This window comes from Lysobacter silvisoli, from assembly GCF_003382365.1.
Lineage (GTDB): Bacteria > Pseudomonadota > Gammaproteobacteria > Xanthomonadales > Xanthomonadaceae > Lysobacter > Lysobacter silvisoli.
Genome location: NZ_QTSU01000004.1, coordinates 197,294 through 213,831 on the forward strand (window position 1 = coordinate 197,294; position 16,538 = coordinate 213,831).

Sequence of the window (16,538 nt, forward strand, 5' to 3'; positions counted from 1 at the left end):
CCTGCGTGTAGGCGGTGGTCGGAACCCTACGCGATCGCCGCGTTGCCGTCATGGCACGCCGCAGCGGCAACGGAATCGGCGGCGGGCGCGCCCCCATTCCCGCGCCCGCCGCCGTTCCGGAGCCGCGTCAGTCGCCGATGATGCGCAGACCGAAGTAGAGCTGCGCCGATTCCACGTACTGCGCGCTGCCGCTGATGTTCAGGCGCACGGTGGTCGGCTTCTTGAAGAACTCCTTGATCTGCGCCTCGCTCAGGCCGTAGGTCTCGGCCAGCGCCTTGCGGTTGACGAAGCCGGCGATGCACACCGCCGAATCGCGGGTGCGCTCGGTGAAGGCCACGCCCGGCGCCAGCGGCACCTCGAACAGTTCCGAAGAGGTCATGCCGGTGATCAGCTTGCCGCCGAACGGCACGCCGGTGGTCGGATCGATCAGGCCCGGCGTGGCCAGCACCGGGTTCTCCACGGTCAGCGTCGGCGACAGGCGCAGGCGCGCGATCGCCTGGCTGGCGGTGGGGTTGGCGTAGCGCACGGTCAGCACCGGCGAGAACCAGTAGCACAGCAGCGAGTGGGTCGACTTGCCCGGCAGGGTGATGCGGCCCAGGTCCTCGAAGGCGAAACCGGTGAAGGCCGGCGCCGGGTTGAGCACCTGACAGCCCGCCTCGGGGTCGCTGCCGGGGCAGCTGTCGCCCAGTTCCACCAGCATGTCGGTCAGGCCCAGCCAGCGCAGGTTGCGGCCGAAGGAATCGGCGTCGCCCACGTCGTCGTCGCTGACCGCGGCGGCGGCCAGGGCCAGCGGCGCGGACTTCGCCGTGGCCCTTTGCAGCTTGCGTTGACGGCCGTCGCTGGGGATGTCGGCGCCCTGGCGTACGGGTTCGAGTTGGATCTGTTCGGCGGGGCGGGTGTAGGCCCAGACGGTGGCCGCGGCGGCGGCGGTGACGGCGATCAGCAGGGCACCGGCGGCGCGCTTGCCGGCGGCGGAGTTCGTCCTGAACAAATTCATCGGGTCGTGCCTGTGGTGGAGACAGTCAGGCAAACGCGATCGTGGCTCGGTTCCGGCCAGGCCGGCGCCGGTTCAAGGGTGCTCGGCCTCGGCATGCACGCGCTCGCGGCGCAACAGGTACAGGCCGCTGGCGACGATGATGGCCGCGCCCACCCAGGTCACCGCGTCGGGCAGCACGCCCCACAGGCTCAGGTCCAGCAGCACGCCCCAGACCAGGGCGGTGTATTCCAGCGGCGCGATCAGCGAGGCCTCGCCGAGGCGGAAGGCTTCGGTGATCGCGTACTGGCCCAGGCCGCCGGCGATGCCCACGCCCAGGATGATCCACAGGTCCTCGCGCCGGATCGCGACCCAGTCCGGCCAGGCCAGCGCGCCGGCGCCGAGCGCGATCATCGCCATCAGCCAGACCATCATCGACTGGGTGCTGTCGGTGCGCGCGAGCAGGCGCACGGTGATCGCGCTGGCCGCGTAGGCGAAGGCCGCGCCCAGCACCGCCAGCGAGGCCAGGCTGAGCATGCCTTGCCCGGTGGGACGCAACAGCACCAGCACGCCGATCAGGCCGACCGCGATCGCGGCCCAGCGGCGCGGGCCCACGCGTTCGCCCAGCAGCGGCACCGACAGCGCGGTGATCAGCAAGGGCGCCACGAAAAAGATCGAATAGGCGGTGGACAGCGGCAGCGTGCGCAGCGCGTACACGAACGCGGCCATCATGCCCACGCCGAGCACGCCGCGCAGCAGGTGCAGCGGCCAGCGCACGCGCAGCAGCGTGGCCGGGCCGGCGGTGGCCAGCGCCCACACCAGCACGAACGGCAGCGAGGCCGCGCCGCGCAGCGCCGCCACCTGGAACGGCGGGTAGTGCGCGCTGAGCAGCTTGAGCCCGGCGTCCATGGCCGCGAACAGGCCGACCGCGGCGAGCATGGACAGCACCGCGCGGGTACGGTGCGCGGACGCGTCGCTGTGGCCGCCGCGCTGCGGCGCGGGCGCGCCGGCGGTGTCGGAGTCTTGGGTTTGCATCGCTAGGGCCTGGGGGAGGCGATGCCCATCTTGCCGGCAATCGCCGCCGGCGTCATGGGCCCGGCATGCGCGTTCGCGCGAGCTTGCGGCGCAGGCCCAGCGCGTAGCTCAGGTAATAGCCCAGCACCAGGCCGCCCACCGCGAGCAGGCCGCCCTGGCGCGACAGCCAGGCGTTGCCGGCATCGGCGCTGCCCCACAGGTGTAGGCCCTGCCACAGGCCCACGCTCAGGCGCACGGCGACGATCAGGGTCAGCGCCAGCACCAGCCAGCGGTTGGGCGTGTAGTAGGTCCCGCCGGGCTCGTATTCGAAACGGGTGGCGATGAGTCCCAGCACGCCCAGCAGCAATCCCGCGGCGACGCCGACCGCCGCGTAGCGCGGCGCGCCGGCGACCCAATGGCCGGCGATCCAGGCGCTGGCGAAGAACACCAGCAGCGAGACGAAGCTGGCCAGCGCCTGCAGCGTCGCGGTCCAGCGGATACCGCGCCGGCGCGAGCGGCCGTAGCGGTAACGGCGCACCAGGACCAGCGGCAGCAACAGCGCCCACAGCAGGATCAGGCCCAGGACCAGCAGTGCGATCAGCAGTAGAAATGGCATGGAGATGATCGGCGAACGGGTAGCCCCTGTTGAAGTCCCACCTTAAGCGTTTACCCCCCAAACGTCATTCCGGCGAAAGCCGGAACCCATTTTGACTTTAGCTCCCATCACTCACATCAGCCGAAGAGCAACATGGGTTCCGGCTTTCGCCGGAATGACGGTGGTGGAAGCTCGAACTACATGGTCAAGCGTCTTGCTTCTCCAGGCTCGCTATGTCGATGACGAAGCGATAACGCACATCGCCCTTGATCATGCGCTCGTAGGCCTCGTTGATCCGTTCGATGCCGATCAGCTCGATGTCCGAGGCCACGCCGTGCTCGGCGCAGAAGTCCAGCATCTCCTGGGTTTCGCGGATGCCGCCGATCATCGAGCCCGACAGGTTGCGGCGCTTGGAGATCAGCACGCCCGCGGCCACCGGCGCCGGCGTTTCCGGGATACCCAGCAGCACCATGGTGCCGCCGACCTTGAGCAGCGACAGGTAGGCGTTGTAGTCGTGCTCGCCGGACACGGAGTCGATCAGGTAATCGAACGAGCGCGTCAGGCGCTTGAACACCGAGCCGTCGCGGGTGGCGGCGAAGTCCTGCGCGCCCAGCGCCAGCGCGGCCTCGCGTTTGGATTCGGAGGTGCTGAGCACGGTGACCTGGGCGCCCATGGCCACGGCCAGCTTCACCGCCATGTGGCCCAGCCCGCCCAGGCCGACCACGCCGACGCGGTCGCCGGGCTTGACCCCGTGGTACTTCAGCGGCGAGTAGGTGGTGATGCCCGCGCACAGCAGCGGCGCGGCGCGGTCCAGCGGGATCGAGGCGGGGATGCGCAGCACGTAGTCCTGGTCCACGGTGATGCGGGTGGAGTAGCCGCCGTAGGTAGGCGCGCCGCCGCTGCGCTCGCGCGAGTTGTAGGTGCCGGTCATGCCCTCGTCGCAGTACTGCTCCAAGCCCGACTCGCACTGCGGGCAGTGGCGACAGGAATCGACGAAACAGCCCACGCCGACCGCGTCGCCGACCTGGAACTTGCTCACGCCCCGGCCGACCCGGGCGACGCGGCCGACGATCTCGTGGCCGGGCACCATCGGGAAGATCGAGCCGCCCCACTCGTCGCGGGCCTGGTGGATGTCGGAATGGCAGACGCCGCAATACAGGATGTCGATCAGCACCTCGCCGGGGCCCGGCTCGCGGCGCTCGATGGTGTGCGGGGCCAGCGGCGACTGGGCGCTGGCGGCGGCATAGGCGGCGGTCTTGAGCATGCGCGGATTCCGGGCAGGGGGACGAAGCGGCCAGTGTAGCCAGCCGCGCGCCCCGCCAGCGTCAACACGCCGCAACGCTGCGTACCGCACGCGCCTGCGCTACCCTTTACGCCCCCTACCGCAGCACCGTCCGGACACCGCCATGCCCTCCTTCGACGTCGTTTCCGAAGTCGACACCCACGAGCTCACCAACGCCGTAGACCAGGCCAACCGCGAGCTGAGCACCCGCTTCGACTTCAAGGGCGTGGACGCCAAGTTCGCGCTGGACGACAAGCTCATCACCCAGTCCGCGCCCAGCGAGTTCCAGCTGGAGCAGATGACCCAGATCCTGCGCCAGCGCCTGGCCGCGCGCCAGATCGACACCCGCTGCCTGGAGTTCGGCGGCGTGGAGACCAACCTGGCCGGCGCGCGCCAGAAGATCACCGTGCAGCAGGGCATCGAGCAGAAGCTGGCCAAGAAGATCGCCGCCGCGATCAAGGATGCCAAGCTCAAGGTCGACACCCAGATCAACGGCGACAAGCTGCGCGTGACCGGCAAGAAGCGCGACGACCTGCAGGCCGCCATCGCCCTGCTGCGCGCGGGCGACTTCGAGCGCCCGCTGCAGTACGACAACTTCCGCGACTGAGCGCGCCGGGATGAACGAGGAAGCCGAGCCCATCGTCGCCACCCGCCGCTGGCTGGATCGCGCGGTGATCGGCCTGAATCTGTGCCCCTTCGCCAAGGCGGTGGCCGCCAAAGGCCAGGTCCGCTACGTGCTCAGCGAGGCGACCACGCCCGAAGCGCTGCTGGAAGAACTGGCTTACGAGCTGGTGCGGCTGCAGCAGACCGAACCGGACGAGGTCGACACCACCTTGCTCATCCACCCCAAGGTGCTGACCGACTTCCTCGACTACAACGACTTCCTCGACGACGCCGACGCGGCGATCGAGGCGCTGGAACTGGAGGGCGAGCTGCAGGTCGCCAGCTTCCACCCGGACTACCAGTTCGCCGACACCGACTACGACGATGTCGGCAACTGCAGCAACCGCTCGCCCTACCCCATGCTGCACCTGCTGCGCGAGTCCAGCGTGGAGCGCGCGGTGGCGGCCTTCCCGGATCCCGATGCGATCGTGGAGCGCAATCTGGCGACGCTGGAGAAGCTGGGGATCGAGGGATGGCGGAAGTTGTTGCAGCCCTGAACGCACGCGATTCGCTTGCGCTCCCCCTTTTTGCTTTTAGTTCCCCCTTTGAGAAAGGGGGAACAGCAAGAGCAAAGGAGCGAGGGCAGCGTTCGGTTGCCTTACCGCGCCACCGCCTCATCCCGCAGCCACGGCGCCAGCAGTGCATGCGCGTCGTCCATCGAACGCACGATGCGGTGCCCCAGCGCGCGCACCTCGTCGCTGGGCGCGACCAGGTCGGGGATGTGGATCGGGGTCATGCCCGCGCCCAGGGCTGCGCGCACGCCCGCGGGCGAATCCTCCAGCACCACGCAGCGCGCGGGGTCCACGCCCAGGCGTTGCGCCGCCAACAGATAGATGTCCGGCGCAGGCTTGGGGTGCACGACCTCGTCGCCGCCGACCACCAGCGCGAAACGTTCGCCCAGGCCGGCGCGCTCGAGCTTGTACAGCGCGCGCGCACGCCGGGTGGAGGTGACCACCGCGGTCGGCAGAGCCTGCGCGGCCAGGCGGTCGAGCAAGGCGGTCAGCCCGCCCTTCAACGGCAGGCCCGCGTCGACGCGGCGGTCGTACAGCGCCTGCATCGCATCCAGCAGCGCCTGGATCTGCGTGTCCGACAGGTGCCGGCTCAGCAGGTCGTGGCAGGCGCGGTCGTGCAGGCCGACCATCGACAGCCACAGCTCGTCCTGCAGCGCGAAACCCAGATCCTGCGCGGCCTGGCGCCAGCACTCCAGCAGCGCGGCCTCGCTTTCGATCATGGTGCCGTCCATGTCGAACAGCACCGCGGCGGGTGCGAAGGGGAGCGCGGCGTGGCTGGGCATCGGGGTTCCTTCAGAGGGTGGGGGTCAACCGGCGAACAAGCGATCCAGGTCGGCGGCATCGAGCACGCGCCATTGACCCGGCGGCAGATCGTCCAAGCCCAGGCCGCCGATGCGGCTTCGATGCAGCGCCTGCACGTGGTTGCCGACCGCGGCGAACATGCGCCGCGCCTGGTGGTAGCGGCCTTCGGTCAGGGTCAGCCGCGCCTGACGCGGCGACAGCGTGACCATCGCCGCTGGCGCCAGCGGCGTCTTCTCCGACTCCAGCATCAGCGTGCCGCTGGCGAATACCGCGGCTTCGTCGCCGCGCAGGTCGGCGGCGAGCTCGGCTTCATAAACCTTGGCCAAGTTGGCCTTGGGCGAGACGATCCGGTGCAGCAGGCCGCCGTCGTCGGTCAGCAGCAACAGGCCGCTGGTGTCTCGGTCCAGGCGACCGACCGTGGACAGCAGCGGCGAGCGCAGGCGGAAACGCGGCGGCAGCAGGTCGTAGACGATGCGACCCGGGTCCTTGGTCGAGCAGGTGTAGCCGGTGGGCTTGTGCAGCATGAGGGTCAGACCGGCGGGCGGATCCAGCGGCGCATCGTCGATGCGGATGCGCGCGTGTTCGACCTGGTCGTCGGCGTACAGCACTTCGCCGTCGGCATCGGTGATGCGGCCTTCGCGGAACATGGCGGCCACGTCCTTGCGGCTGCCGTAACCCAGGTTGGCGATGAGCTTGACCAGTTTCATGCGCGCTGCCTCACCGCTTCCACCACCTTGAATCCATCTTGTTGGGCGACGATGCGCACCTGGGCGAACCCCGACGCCAACGCCGCTTCGTAGGGCAGGTGGCGGTTCGCGACCAGCCACAAGCGCCCGCCCGGCGCCAGCGCCTGCGCGGCCACTTCGATGAAGCGGCGGCCGATGTCGGGGCGTTCGGCGCGGCCTTGGCCGTGGAACGGCGGGTTGCTGACGATGGTGTCGTAACGCTGCGCGCCCAGGCCGGTGCCGACGTCGTGCCAGTGGTAGCCGATGGGCACGCCTGCGATCTGCGACAAATTCTCGCGCGCCAGGTCCAAGGCGCGCGCCTCGGCCTCGTACAGATCCAGCGCGGCGATACCGGGGCAGCGTTCGAGCAATTGCAAGGACAGATAGCCGTAGCCGGCACCGAGATCGGCGGCGCGGCCGGCGAGATCGGCGGGCAGGTGCGCGGCCAGCAGGGCCGAGGCGGCATCGATGCGGTCCCAGGCGAACACGCCCGGACGGCTGCGGTAGCGGCCGCCGAGGATCTCGCGCGACGCATCGAGCGCGCGCCAGCGCGCGGACAGTTCGACATCGGCGGGGCCGTGCAGCGGCGCGGTCCAGAACACGCGGCATTTGTTCTTGGACAGCTGCGCCACCGGGCCGGCCAGTTGCGCCAGATCGGTTTCGCCCGAGCGCGCGCCTTCGTCGTTGCGCATGCAGGCCACCACCCGGCCGCCCGGCGCGCACTGCGCCAGCGCGCGTGCGAACAGGGCGCGCGCCTCGTCGCGCTGGCGCGGCGGCAGCACCAGCACCAGCGGGTAGCGGCGATCGTCGCGTTCGTCGCCCAGTGCCAGGCCCGAGCGCAGCAGGGCATCGGCCTCGGGCTTGAAGCTCTGTTCGCAGACTAGGCCCGGGCGCGGGCGCGCGTGCAGCGGCCAGCCGTCGCGCGCGCGCAGGAACAAGGCGCCGCCCTGCGCCGGCCAGGCCAGCGGGCCGTCGTCGAACGGCAGCATCAGGGTTTCCAGCGCGGTATCGGCGGCGTCAGCGCGCACGGCGGAAGCGGATCGTCTGCATCATCAGCAGCCATTTTACCCTTCGCCGCACGCGCCTGCTGCGCCGCGACTGCGCTGCCTTCACCCGGCCGCGGGTTAGGGTGGCCCGCCGCCCGATGGAGTCCCCCGTCATGCGCCTGCTGGTCCTGTTGTGCGCGCTGGCCATGCCGCTCGTGGCGTGGTTCTCGCAGCGCGGTGCCTTCGGCCCCGATAACGGCACCCTGTCCGACCGCTACCCCACCCTGCTGGTGGCGGCCGGCTACGCCTTCGCGATCTGGGGGCTGATCTTCGCCTGGGATCTGGCCTTCGCGCTGTGGCAGGCGCGCAGCCGGGCCGGCGCGAGCGCCGCGCTGACGCGCACGCGCGTGCTGGCCGCGACCGGCTTCGCCCTGACCGCGGCCTGGATGCCGGTGTTCTCGCAGCAATGGTTCGCGCTGTCGCTGCTGGTGATCGTGGCCGCGCTGGCCAGCATCGCCGCCGCCGCGGTCGTGCTCTCGCGCGATCCGGTGCCGCTGCCCGGACAACGGCTGTGGGCCTGGTTCCCGTTGTCGATGCACGCCGGCTGGCTGTCGCTGGCGGTCTGGCTCAATGCCGCCCAGGTCGCGGTGGCGTACCGCCTGCTACCGACGGATCGGATGCTGGGCTGGAGCCTGGCGCTGTATGCGGGCGCAGCCTTCTTGCTGCTCGCACTCAACGCGCGCATGCGCGGCAACCTGGGCTACGTGCTGGCCGCGCTGTGGGGCCTGGCCGGGGTCTACGTCAAGCAATCGCAGTCGTCGCTGCCGGGCGCCGACACGGCCGCCTGGGTCGCCTTGGCGCTTGCCGCGCTGCTGATCGCACAGAGCGTGTGGTTGCGCGCTCGCGCGACCGCGCCTGCCTGAACCACCGTGGCGCGGCTTCATCCGCCGCGAACGTTCCGCGCGCGATGCTCGTGCCAGACCAGACCCCTACGGAGCGAGCTCATGCGAGCGCTATTCATCGGCGGCACCGTCGACAACAGCGAACTGGACCTGGACGGCGCGCAGCCGCCGGTGCACTACCCGGAGAACACCGGCGGCGGCCAGCCGCGTTATCGCCTGCACCACATCGGGCGCCGCGACGGTGCCGTGGTCTATGCGGTGTATGCGCCGTCGGAATTGCCCGATGCGGAGGTCGAGCGCATCGCGAAAGAGCGAGGCTACGCGCGCCGGTTTCACGCCGACGCCAGCGAGGCAGCGGCCTAGCGTTTCCTACCCCCGATCCCGTCATTCCGGCGACAGCCGGAATGAGGGGATTGGAGCGCCGACCGCTCGCCGCGCTCGGCGCTCGAAACCACGCGGCTCAGTTCTGCAGTTCGCGCAAGGTCACCGACGGCGGCGCATCGAGCACGCGCCGGGTCGCGTACAGACCGGCGCCCAGCGCCGCGAGCAGGCCCAGGCCCGCGCCCACCGCCGCCATCGCCCAGTCCACGCGCCAGGGCAGGTCGAACACCTGGGTCGCGATCACGCCGGCCAACACCGACGCGGCCACGGCCGCGACCAAGCCCGAAAGCAAGCCGATCGCCGCGAACTCCGAAGCCTGCGCCCAGCGCAACTGGCGGCGGCTGCCGCCGAGCACGCGCATGACTCCGCCTTCGAGCAGGCGCTCGTCCTGACTGGCGCTGACCGCCGCCATCAGCACCAGCACGCCGGCGACCAGGGAGAAGTAGAACACCACCTCGACCACGGTGGAGACCTGGTCGGCGGTGCCGCGCACTTGCTTGAGCACGGCGTCGACGTCGATCACCGACAGGTTGGGGAAGCGCGAAACCAGTTCGGAGGTGAAGCGGGTGCGCTGCGGCGGCACGCTGACCGCGGTGATGTAGCTGGCCGGGTAATCGTCCATCGAACCCGGCGACAGGATCACGAAGAAGTTGGGGCGGAAGCTTTCCCAATCCACGCTGCGCAGGCTGGTGATGGTGGCCTGGAACGGCTGGCCGGCGATGTCGAAGGCGATGCGGTCGCCGACCTTCCAGCCCAGGCGCGCGGCGAATTCCTCTTCCACCGAGGCTTCGGGCCGGGCCGGACGCACCTGGCCCCAGAAGCGGCCGGCGGTCACCTGGTTGTCCTCCCGCAGCGCATCGGCCACCGACAGGTTGAACTCGCGTTCGGCCAGGCGCTGCGCGCGCTCGCCCTGCTCGGCGTAATCGGCGCCGGTCACCGGCTTGCCGTTGTGCGAGACCAGGCGGCCGCGGATCATCGGGTACAGCGTGGGCGCGGCCAGCCCCTGCGCGGACATGAACTCGCGCACCGGCTGCAGCTGGTCCTGCTGGACGTTGATGATGAAACGGTTGGGCGCGTCGGCGGCCAGCGCCAGCTGCCAGCGGTCCAGCAGATCGGTGCGCACGAAGGTCAGCAGCAGCAGCGCCATCAGGCCCAGGCCCAGGGCCGAGATCTGGGCGACGCTGGTGCTCGCGCGGCGACTGACGTTGGCCAGGCCGTAGCGCAGGCTGCCGCGCAGGCGCGAACGCAAGCGCCGCACGGTGATGATCAACAGACCGGCCAGCATCGCCAGCACGCCCAGGGTGACGATGATGCCGGTCAGCATGGCGATGCCCAGCGCGGCCGAGCCCGCCTTCCACCACAGCAACGCGGCCAGGCCAACGAAGCCGGCTCCCATGGTGAGCCAGGCGCTGGGTTCGGTGGGGTCCAGGTCGCGGCGCAACACGCGCAGCGCCGGCACGCGGCGCAGCGCCAGCACCGGCGGCGCGCCGAAGGCCAGCAGCACCACCAGGCCCACGCCATAACCCTGCAACGCGGGCAGCAGGCCGGCCGGCGGAATCGACAGCTTCAGCGCCTGCGACAGCCACGCGCCCACGCCCCATTGCAGGGCGAACGCGAGCAGTACGCCGACGGTGCTGGCCACCAGACCCAGCATCAGCAACTCGCCCACGTGCACGCCGACCAGGGTGCGCTGGCTCGCGCCCAGGCAGCGCATCACCGCGGTGCCGGACAGATGGCGTTCGCTGTGGCGGCGCGCGGCCATGGCCACGGCCACCGCGGCCAGAACCACCGACACCAACGCGGCCAGGCCGAGGAAGCGGCCGGCGCGGTCCAGCGCGGAACGGACTTCCGGGCGCGCGTCCTGGATGGTTTCCAGGCGCTGGCCGCGGCCCAGGGTGGGCTTCACGGCAGCGGCGAAACGCTCCACCGCGGCGGCCTCGCCGGCCACCACCAGGCGGTAGCGGATGCGGCTGCCTTCCTGAACCAGGCCGGTGCCCGGCAGATCGGACAGGTTGAGGAAGACCTTGGGCGCGATGTTGAAGTAGTCCAGCGCCGCGTCGGGCTCCTGCACCACCAGCGCGGCCAGGGTGTAGCTGCCGTCGCCGATCGCGATGCGCTGGCCCAGCGATGCGCCCAGGGTGTCGGCGCCGGCGCGGCTCATCCACACCGTGCCCGGTGCGGGCACGCCGTCGGCGTCGCGTTCGCCGCGCGCGTCGGCAATGCGGAACGCGCCGCGCAGCGGGAAGCCCGCGCCCAGCGCGCGCAGCTCGCCCAGCTGCAGGCGTTCGCCGACCCGGATCATGCTTTGCAGTTCTACGGTTTCGGTGCGGCGCAGGCCCCCGGCCTGGGCCGCGCTGCGCACCGCGCCGGCGATGGGCGCGTCGGCGCGCACCACCGCGTCGCCGCCGAGCAGGCGGTTGGCCTCGATCGCCAGCGCGCGCTCGGCGCGGTCGGTGACGAAGCCGACCGAAGTCACCGCCAGCACCGCCAGCACCAGCGCGGCGAACAGGATGCGCACGTCGCCGGACTTCACGTCGCGGCGCAGCTGGCGCCAGGCCAGCGCCAGGGTTCTCATGCCACCAGCCTGCCGCTGTCCAGGCGCAGCTGGCGGCCGCAGCGCGCGGCCAGGTGTTCGTCGTGGGTCACCAGCACCAGGGTGGTGCCGGCGCCGGCGTTGAGTTCGAACAGCAGCTCGACGATGGCCTGACCGGTGTGGGTGTCGAGGTTGCCGGTGGGTTCGTCGGCGAACAGCAGCGCGGGCTGGGTCACGAACGCGCGCGCCAGCGCCACGCGCTGTTGCTCGCCGCCGGACAGCTGGCGCGGATAGTGGCCCAAACGCTGGCCCAGGCCGACCTGCTCCAGGATCGCGCGCGCCGGCGCCTCGACCTCGCGGTCGCCGCGCAGTTCCAGCGGCAGCATCACGTTTTCCAATGCGGTCAACGACGGCAGCAACTGGAAACTTTGGAACACGAATCCGACCTTCTCGCCGCGCACGCGCGCACGGCCGTCCTCGTCCAGGGTCGACAGCACCTCGCCGTCCAGGGCGACGCTGCCGCCGCTGGGCGTGTCCAGGCCCGCCATCAGCGACAGCAGGGTGCTCTTGCCCGAACCGGAGGCGCCGACGATGGCGATGGTGTCGCCGCGGCCGATCTGGAAGCTCACGTCCTCCAGGATCGACAGCTCGCCGTCGGGCAGCGACACGCGCTTGCCCAAGCCCTGCACGCGCAGCGTAGGCTCGCGCGCGGCGCGCGCCGAGTCGGCGGCGCGCTGGGCGGGCACCTGCTTGGCTGAACCTTGCTTGCGGGTATCGTGAACGGCGGCAGCCGCCTCGGGCGCCTGAGAATCGGCCTGCATTGAATCGGTCTGCATTGAACCGGCCATGATCGTCCTTATGCTTGCTCCAGAGGCATGATCCGGAGGCGTTATTAATGGCATTTAATAAATGGAGATATGCGGCATCGCGGCGCGGGCTTCAATGGGCCATCGGTATCGGTGCCCTGGCCCTGCTGCTGGCCGCCGCACCGCTGGCGGCGCAGCCCGCGCGGGCCCAGCCGGCCGCGGTTAAGCCCGCGCCGGTGGCCAAGGCCGCGCGCACGGTGCTGGTGATGGGCGATTCGCTGGCCGCCGGCTACGGCCTGGCCGCCGCGCAGGGCTGGGTCTCGCTGACCGCCGACCGCGTCGCCAAGACCAAGCCGGGCTGGCGCGTGGTCAATGCCAGCATCAGCGGCGAAACCACGGCCGGCGGCGCTGCGCGCATCGCCGCGGAACTGGCGCGGCACAAGCCGTCGGTGGTGGTGATCGAACTGGGCGCCAACGACGGTCTGCGCGGCCTGCCGCTGGCGCAAAGCCGCGCCAACCTGGAGCGCATGATCCTGGCCGCGCAGGCGGCCAAGGCACGGGTGCTGCTGATCGGCATGCGCATGCCGCCCAACCTGGGCCGCGAATACACCCAGGGCTTCGAACGCAACTTCTCCGAACTGGCCCAGCGCCACAAGACCGCGCTGCTGCCGTTCCTGCTGCAGCCGATCGCGCTGGACCGCCAGGCCTTTCAGGACGACAACCTGCACCCGGTGGCCAGCGCCCAGCCCAAGCTGCGCGACCATGTGTGGACGCAGCTGGAGCCGCTGCTGCGCTGATCCACCGGTGGCGCGCGGCGCCGCGGCGTGCGGCTGGTATCGTGTCGCACGCCCTCGCCGCCGCCACCGCATGAGCCGCACCGAACGCCTGTTCGACCTGATCGAAGCCCTGCGCCGCCACCGCCTGCCCGTGCCCGCATCGGCACTGGCCGAAGAGCTGGGCGTGTCGTTGCGCACCATCTACCGCGACGTGCAGACCTTGAACCAATTGGGCGCGCCGGTGGACGGCGAAGCCGGCGTGGGCTATCTGCTGCGGCCGGGCAGTTTCCTGCCGCCGATGAACTTCGCCCACGACGAGATCGAAGCGCTGGTGCTGGGCGCGCGTTGGGTGCAGCGCCAGGACGATGCGGCGCTGGCGCAGGCCGCCGGCAATGCTCTGGCCAAGATCGCCGCGGCCGCGCCGCGCGATCTGCGCGACGCCATCGCCGAGCTCGGCCTGTGGGTGTCGCCCAGCCGCGCCGAGCCCACCGACCCGAACGTGCCGCGCAAGGTGCGCGAGGCCATGCGCAGCGAACGCAAGCTGCGCATCCGCTATACCGACGGCGCCGGCGGCGGCAGCGAGCGCATCGTCTGGCCGCTGGCGCTGGCCTTCTACGACCACGCCCGCGTGGTCTGCGCCTGGTGCGAGCTGCGCGAGGATTTCCGCCATTTCCGCCTGGACCGCATCGCCGAATTGACGGTGCTGGAACAACCGCTGCCGCAGCGTCGCAGCGGCCTGCTCAAGGCCATGGTGGCCAAGTTGTACGGGCCCTGGACCACGCCGGCGCAGCGCGAAGGCGAGGTCCACTAGTTACCGCATCGTCATGCGCCCCGTCGGTGCAGGGCGCTGAAGTCTCTGCTCCCGGCCATCGGGCATAGCCCGATGGCGCTCAGCGCCGCGCGAGCCAGTGGCTCGCAAGCAGCGGCGCTTCGCCCCCGCTTCCGCGGGGATGACGGGCAAAGGCGATCGCCTCATGACAGCGGCGCCCACCGCTCAGTTCGCCTTCTGCCTGGGCCGCACCTCGGTGCGCACGAAATCGCGCCCCAGGTAGGCCTTGCAGCGGAACTGGTCGATGTCGTTGATGCGCAGGATGTTGCGGCGCCGGCTGACCAGGCCGCTGCGGTGCCAGGTCTGCAGTTGCGCATTCAACTTCGGCCGGCTGGCGTTGACCATCGCCGCCAGGATGCTCTGCGTGGGCGGCAGCGCCACCTCGAAGCCGCCGCCGCGCCCGTCGTCGGGCATCACCGACAGCAGGTAGCGCGCCAGACGCGATTCCAGCCGGTGCAGGCACATGGTTTCCAGGCTGTCGACGGCCTTGCGCAGGCGCAGGCACAAGGTCGCGTGTGCGCGTTCCAGCACCGCCGGTTCCGAGGTCAGCGCCGGAAAGTGGCGCCGCGCCAGCAGCAGCACCCGCGCCGGCCCGTAGGCGATAGCGGTGAAGTTGCGGTTCTGGCTGTCCAGCAGCGCGGTCTCGTCGACGGTCTCGCCGGCCTCGATGGTGTCGACGATCAGTTCCTGGCCGTCGGGGCCGTAAAGGATCTTGTAGACCCGGCCGCGCAGCACCAGGGCCAGGAAATCGCTGGGATCGTTCTTGAGGAACAGCGCCTGGCCGTCGCGCAGGCTGCGTTCGGTGGCATGACGGGCGACGTAGTCGAGCACCGTGTCGGGCAAGCCGTGGAACAAGGGCGACTGCTCAAGCAACAACTGCCGCGCGCGGACGTGGGCGGAACGGTCCTGGCCTAAGCACATGCGCACGACCTTCCCCACGACGCCGATACCGCCAGGACCCGGGCCCCGAGGGGGCCGACGCGGCACCGGTGCCACGGGCCGATGCTGCGTGTGCAACGCTCCATAATTCAGTCTTCCCCTGCGCTGATCGGGCAACGCCGCATTCCTGCCTGCGGCCGCTTGCGGCGCTTCCCTGTGGCCGGACGCGGCCGTCGCTGCGGCTGCACCCGGGATCGGGCGGCGCTGCGGTCGGCGCTGACGCCGACCGCAGCGCCGCGGACGCGGCATCGGGGGCCGCCGCATCCTGCCAGCCTCCGGCGTCGGGTGTCGCGCCCGACGCCCTCGGCCTTACGGCGAACCGCTGTTGAGGCCGGCGACCGGCTTGCTGCCGGTGAAGGCCTTCAGCACGGTGAGCAGGCTGCTCAGGTTGTCGGACACGCCGGTCTGCGCGACCTTCTCGGTGGCGCCGGCGGCGGCGGTGGTGTCCAACGCGTAGATCTGCATCACGCCCTGGTTGGAAGCGGCCTGCGACAGCGTGTTCTGCTGCTGCTGCTGCGAAATCGCGTTCTCGAACAGGATACTGGTCGAGTGGGCCAGGTTCTGATAGATCGAACCCATCGCCATGGCCGGCGCTTCGCCGACGACCTTGACGTTGGATTGGGTGACGGCATCGGTGATCTGGTCGTTGACGGCGGTAGGAAATGCCATGAGGGAATCCTCGTTGTGCGGTCGTCTTTAGCGTCCGGATGAAGTCGGTACCTTCCGGCGGATGGCGTGACCGCCATCGGCCGGGGTTAGGCTCACTTGAACGCGTTGAGCACGGTCAGCAGGCTGGTCAGGTTGTCCGACACGCCGGTCTGCGCGACCTTCTCGGTGGCGCCGGCGGCGGCGGTGGTGTCGAGGCTGTAGATCTGCATCACGCCCTGGTTGGCGGCGGCCTGAGCCAGCGTGTTCTGCTGCTGCTGCGCGGCGACGGCGTTCTGGAACAGGATGCCGGTCGAATGCGCCAGGCTCTGGTAGATCGAACCCATCGCCATCGCCGGCGCTTCGCCGATGACTTTGACGTTGGACTGGGTGACGGCATCGGTGATCTGATCGTTGACGGCGGTCGGGAAAGCCATGGTTGAACTCCTCGGGGTGGGTACGGCCCATGCCGTACGTTTCAAAGAACGACGCGGAACCCTGACTGTGAATCAGGACGACGCGTCGGGGTGGGACGGGGGGTGCGCGGCGGCGGGTGCGCTGCCGCTCGCGCGAGAGGCTTCCAGCACCTCTTCGATCCGGCGCGCGAGCGGGCCGTATTCGCGATCGAAGCAGGCTTTGACTTCGGACTTGACCAGGTTGGCCAGGCGGTCGGCGATCTGCACGATCGCCAGCTGCGCGGCCGGGGTTTCGCCCTCGCGCGAGGACTGCAGCTGCGACGGCCGCAGGTCGCTGAGCGTGCGCGCGGCCTGCAGCATCTGCAGGATGGCCTGTTCCTCGCGGGTCAGGCCGGCGGGCGGCGTGGGCGGCGGCGCAGACCCGGTGGCGGGCGCAGCGGCGGGCGCTGCCGGCTTGGCGGGTGCGGCCGCGCCCGTGGCGGTATTGGGCTCGGTCGCGGCGGCGGCGCGGGTGGCGCCGAGCACGCTCTGCATCGCCTCCTCCACGCGCTGCCGGCCCTGAGCGACCACGTCGGCGGCCTGCTTGCGCGCCTGGTCGGTGTAACCGCCGAGCACGGCCTCGGTGGCGCTGAGGCTGCTCATGAACTCGGCCAGCTGCTTGCGTTCGTTCTCGCTGAGGTCATGACCCAGCCAGTTGCGCGCGAACTGGTGGACCTGGTCGGCGAGTTCGGGATGGGTGGCGGCGTTCATCGCAGTCCTC

Annotated in this window: 19 protein-coding genes; 6 read left to right on the plus strand and 13 right to left on the minus strand. The window is 70.6% G+C overall.

Annotated elements, in window-relative coordinates; translation table 11 throughout:
- Nucleotides 1–127: 127 nt before the first annotated feature.
- The 4 genes from DX914_RS18615 to DX914_RS18630 form a co-directional block, all read right to left on the minus strand.
- A complete protein-coding gene (locus DX914_RS18615; protein WP_115861618.1) occupies nucleotides 128–997 on the minus strand; it encodes a hypothetical protein in 870 nt (289 codons plus the stop codon).
- Between the two features lie 72 nt (nucleotides 998–1,069).
- Nucleotides 1,070–1,912, minus strand: coding sequence for a DMT family transporter (locus DX914_RS18620; RefSeq protein WP_115861715.1), 843 nt, complete (start codon nucleotides 1,910–1,912; stop codon nucleotides 1,070–1,072).
- Nucleotides 1,913–2,060: 148 nt separating this feature from the next.
- Nucleotides 2,061–2,603, minus strand: a complete 543-nt coding sequence (locus DX914_RS18625; RefSeq protein WP_115861620.1) for a CcdC protein domain-containing protein — start codon at nucleotides 2,601–2,603, stop codon at nucleotides 2,061–2,063.
- 184 nt (nucleotides 2,604–2,787) lie between these two features.
- A complete protein-coding gene (locus tag DX914_RS18630) occupies nucleotides 2,788–3,846 on the minus strand; it encodes an NAD(P)-dependent alcohol dehydrogenase (RefSeq protein WP_115861622.1) in 1,059 nt (352 codons plus the stop codon).
- A 142-nt stretch (nucleotides 3,847–3,988) separates the two neighbouring features.
- Between DX914_RS18630 and DX914_RS18635 the strand changes: the two genes are divergently transcribed.
- Together DX914_RS18635 and DX914_RS18640 are read left to right on the plus strand one after the other, a co-directional pair.
- Nucleotides 3,989–4,471 carry a YajQ family cyclic di-GMP-binding protein gene (locus DX914_RS18635; protein ID WP_115861624.1) on the plus strand — a complete coding sequence of 161 codons (483 nt, stop codon included), beginning with the start codon at nucleotides 3,989–3,991 and terminating at the stop codon, nucleotides 4,469–4,471.
- 10 nt (nucleotides 4,472–4,481) lie between these two features.
- Nucleotides 4,482–5,024 (plus strand): DUF1415 domain-containing protein, encoded by a 543-nt coding sequence (locus DX914_RS18640; RefSeq protein WP_115861626.1) that lies wholly within the window; start codon nucleotides 4,482–4,484, stop codon nucleotides 5,022–5,024.
- A gap of 101 nt (nucleotides 5,025–5,125) precedes the next feature.
- Here the strand turns inward: DX914_RS18640 and DX914_RS18645 are convergent, their stop codons facing one another.
- Genes DX914_RS18645 through DX914_RS18655 form a run of 3 tightly spaced genes read right to left on the minus strand, consistent with a single transcriptional unit; the run spans nucleotide 5,126 to nucleotide 7,554 of the window.
- Nucleotides 5,126–5,821 carry an HAD family hydrolase gene (locus DX914_RS18645; protein ID WP_115861628.1) on the minus strand — a complete coding sequence of 232 codons (696 nt, stop codon included), beginning with the start codon at nucleotides 5,819–5,821 and terminating at the stop codon, nucleotides 5,126–5,128.
- 24 nt (nucleotides 5,822–5,845) lie between these two features.
- On the minus strand, nucleotides 5,846–6,547 hold the full coding sequence (locus tag DX914_RS18650) for a pseudouridine synthase (protein WP_115861630.1): 702 nt from the start codon (nucleotides 6,545–6,547) through the stop codon (nucleotides 5,846–5,848).
- Complete coding sequence (locus tag DX914_RS18655) at nucleotides 6,544–7,554, minus strand: class I SAM-dependent methyltransferase (protein WP_115861717.1); 1,011 nt, start codon at nucleotides 7,552–7,554, stop codon at nucleotides 6,544–6,546. Before DX914_RS18655 ends, DX914_RS18650 begins: the two co-directional genes overlap by 4 nt.
- Nucleotides 7,555–7,724: 170 nt before the next feature.
- On the opposite strand from DX914_RS18655, the gene DX914_RS18660 reads away from it, so the two are divergent.
- Nucleotides 7,725–8,474 (plus strand): hypothetical protein, encoded by a 750-nt coding sequence (locus DX914_RS18660; RefSeq protein WP_115861632.1) that lies wholly within the window; start codon nucleotides 7,725–7,727, stop codon nucleotides 8,472–8,474.
- A gap of 81 nt (nucleotides 8,475–8,555) precedes the next feature.
- On the plus strand, nucleotides 8,556–8,816 hold the full coding sequence (locus tag DX914_RS18665; protein WP_115861634.1) for a hypothetical protein: 261 nt from the start codon (nucleotides 8,556–8,558) through the stop codon (nucleotides 8,814–8,816).
- A gap of 97 nt (nucleotides 8,817–8,913) precedes the next feature.
- Here DX914_RS18665 and DX914_RS18670 read toward each other — a convergent pair whose 3' ends face one another.
- Nucleotides 8,914–11,409, minus strand: coding sequence for an ABC transporter permease (locus DX914_RS18670; RefSeq protein ID WP_115861636.1), 2,496 nt, complete (start codon nucleotides 11,407–11,409; stop codon nucleotides 8,914–8,916).
- Nucleotides 11,406–12,188 carry an ABC transporter ATP-binding protein gene (locus tag DX914_RS18675; RefSeq protein WP_115861638.1) on the minus strand — a complete coding sequence of 261 codons (783 nt, stop codon included), beginning with the start codon at nucleotides 12,186–12,188 and terminating at the stop codon, nucleotides 11,406–11,408. Before DX914_RS18675 ends, DX914_RS18670 begins: the two co-directional genes overlap by 4 nt.
- Before the next feature lie 74 nt (nucleotides 12,189–12,262).
- On the opposite strand from DX914_RS18675, the gene DX914_RS18680 reads away from it, so the two are divergent.
- Together DX914_RS18680 and DX914_RS18685 are read left to right on the plus strand one after the other, a co-directional pair.
- Nucleotides 12,263–12,970, plus strand: a complete 708-nt coding sequence (locus DX914_RS18680; protein WP_115861640.1) for an arylesterase — start codon at nucleotides 12,263–12,265, stop codon at nucleotides 12,968–12,970.
- Nucleotides 12,971–13,040: 70 nt separating this feature from the next.
- Nucleotides 13,041–13,760, plus strand: coding sequence for a helix-turn-helix transcriptional regulator (locus DX914_RS18685; protein ID WP_115861642.1), 720 nt, complete (start codon nucleotides 13,041–13,043; stop codon nucleotides 13,758–13,760).
- Between the two features lie 183 nt (nucleotides 13,761–13,943).
- On the opposite strand, the gene DX914_RS18690 is transcribed toward DX914_RS18685, so the two are convergent.
- From DX914_RS18690 to DX914_RS18705, 4 genes are all read right to left on the minus strand, one after another.
- Nucleotides 13,944–14,699, minus strand: a complete 756-nt coding sequence (locus DX914_RS18690; RefSeq protein WP_115861644.1) for a Crp/Fnr family transcriptional regulator — start codon at nucleotides 14,697–14,699, stop codon at nucleotides 13,944–13,946.
- A 327-nt stretch (nucleotides 14,700–15,026) separates the two neighbouring features.
- Nucleotides 15,027–15,386 (minus strand): RebB family R body protein, encoded by a 360-nt coding sequence (locus DX914_RS18695; RefSeq protein ID WP_115861645.1) that lies wholly within the window; start codon nucleotides 15,384–15,386, stop codon nucleotides 15,027–15,029.
- 92 nt (nucleotides 15,387–15,478) lie between these two features.
- A complete protein-coding gene (locus DX914_RS18700) occupies nucleotides 15,479–15,799 on the minus strand; it encodes a RebB family R body protein (RefSeq protein ID WP_115861647.1) in 321 nt (106 codons plus the stop codon).
- 72 nt (nucleotides 15,800–15,871) lie between these two features.
- Nucleotides 15,872–16,528, minus strand: a complete 657-nt coding sequence (locus DX914_RS18705) for a hypothetical protein (protein WP_115861649.1) — start codon at nucleotides 16,526–16,528, stop codon at nucleotides 15,872–15,874.
- Nucleotides 16,529–16,538: the final 10 nt, after the last annotated feature.

Excerpts from the sequence above, each read along its gene's own strand:
- DX914_RS18705 (WP_115861649.1), bottom strand. The coding sequence starts at position 16,528 with ATGAACGCCGCCACCCATCCCGAACTCGCCGACCAGGTCCACCAGTTC.
- DX914_RS18630 (WP_115861622.1), bottom strand. The coding sequence starts at position 3,846 with ATGCTCAAGACCGCCGCCTATGCCGCCGCCAGCGCCCAGTCGCCGCTG.
- DX914_RS18640 (WP_115861626.1), top strand. The coding sequence starts at position 4,482 with ATGAACGAGGAAGCCGAGCCCATCGTCGCCACCCGCCGCTGGCTGGAT.
- DX914_RS18645 (WP_115861628.1), bottom strand. The coding sequence starts at position 5,821 with ATGCCCAGCCACGCCGCGCTCCCCTTCGCACCCGCCGCGGTGCTGTTC.
- DX914_RS18660 (WP_115861632.1), top strand. The coding sequence starts at position 7,725 with ATGCGCCTGCTGGTCCTGTTGTGCGCGCTGGCCATGCCGCTCGTGGCG.
- DX914_RS18685 (WP_115861642.1), top strand. The coding sequence starts at position 13,041 with ATGAGCCGCACCGAACGCCTGTTCGACCTGATCGAAGCCCTGCGCCGC.
- DX914_RS18615 (WP_115861618.1), bottom strand. The coding sequence starts at position 997 with ATGAATTTGTTCAGGACGAACTCCGCCGCCGGCAAGCGCGCCGCCGGT.
- DX914_RS18635 (WP_115861624.1), top strand. The coding sequence starts at position 3,989 with ATGCCCTCCTTCGACGTCGTTTCCGAAGTCGACACCCACGAGCTCACC.
- DX914_RS18670 (WP_115861636.1), bottom strand. The coding sequence starts at position 11,409 with ATGAGAACCCTGGCGCTGGCCTGGCGCCAGCTGCGCCGCGACGTGAAG.
- DX914_RS18620 (WP_115861715.1), bottom strand. The coding sequence starts at position 1,912 with ATGCTCGCCGCGGTCGGCCTGTTCGCGGCCATGGACGCCGGGCTCAAG.
- DX914_RS18700 (WP_115861647.1), bottom strand. The coding sequence starts at position 15,799 with ATGGCTTTCCCGACCGCCGTCAACGATCAGATCACCGATGCCGTCACC.
- DX914_RS18665 (WP_115861634.1), top strand. The coding sequence starts at position 8,556 with ATGCGAGCGCTATTCATCGGCGGCACCGTCGACAACAGCGAACTGGAC.
- DX914_RS18695 (WP_115861645.1), bottom strand. The coding sequence starts at position 15,386 with ATGGCATTTCCTACCGCCGTCAACGACCAGATCACCGATGCCGTCACC.
- DX914_RS18680 (WP_115861640.1), top strand. The coding sequence starts at position 12,263 with ATGGCATTTAATAAATGGAGATATGCGGCATCGCGGCGCGGGCTTCAA.
- DX914_RS18650 (WP_115861630.1), bottom strand. The coding sequence starts at position 6,547 with ATGAAACTGGTCAAGCTCATCGCCAACCTGGGTTACGGCAGCCGCAAG.
- DX914_RS18675 (WP_115861638.1), bottom strand. The coding sequence starts at position 12,188 with ATGCAGGCCGATTCTCAGGCGCCCGAGGCGGCTGCCGCCGTTCACGAT.
- DX914_RS18655 (WP_115861717.1), bottom strand. The coding sequence starts at position 7,554 with ATGCTGCCGTTCGACGACGGCCCGCTGGCCTGGCCGGCGCAGGGCGGC.
- DX914_RS18625 (WP_115861620.1), bottom strand. The coding sequence starts at position 2,603 with ATGCCATTTCTACTGCTGATCGCACTGCTGGTCCTGGGCCTGATCCTG.
- DX914_RS18690 (WP_115861644.1), bottom strand. The coding sequence starts at position 14,699 with ATGTGCTTAGGCCAGGACCGTTCCGCCCACGTCCGCGCGCGGCAGTTG.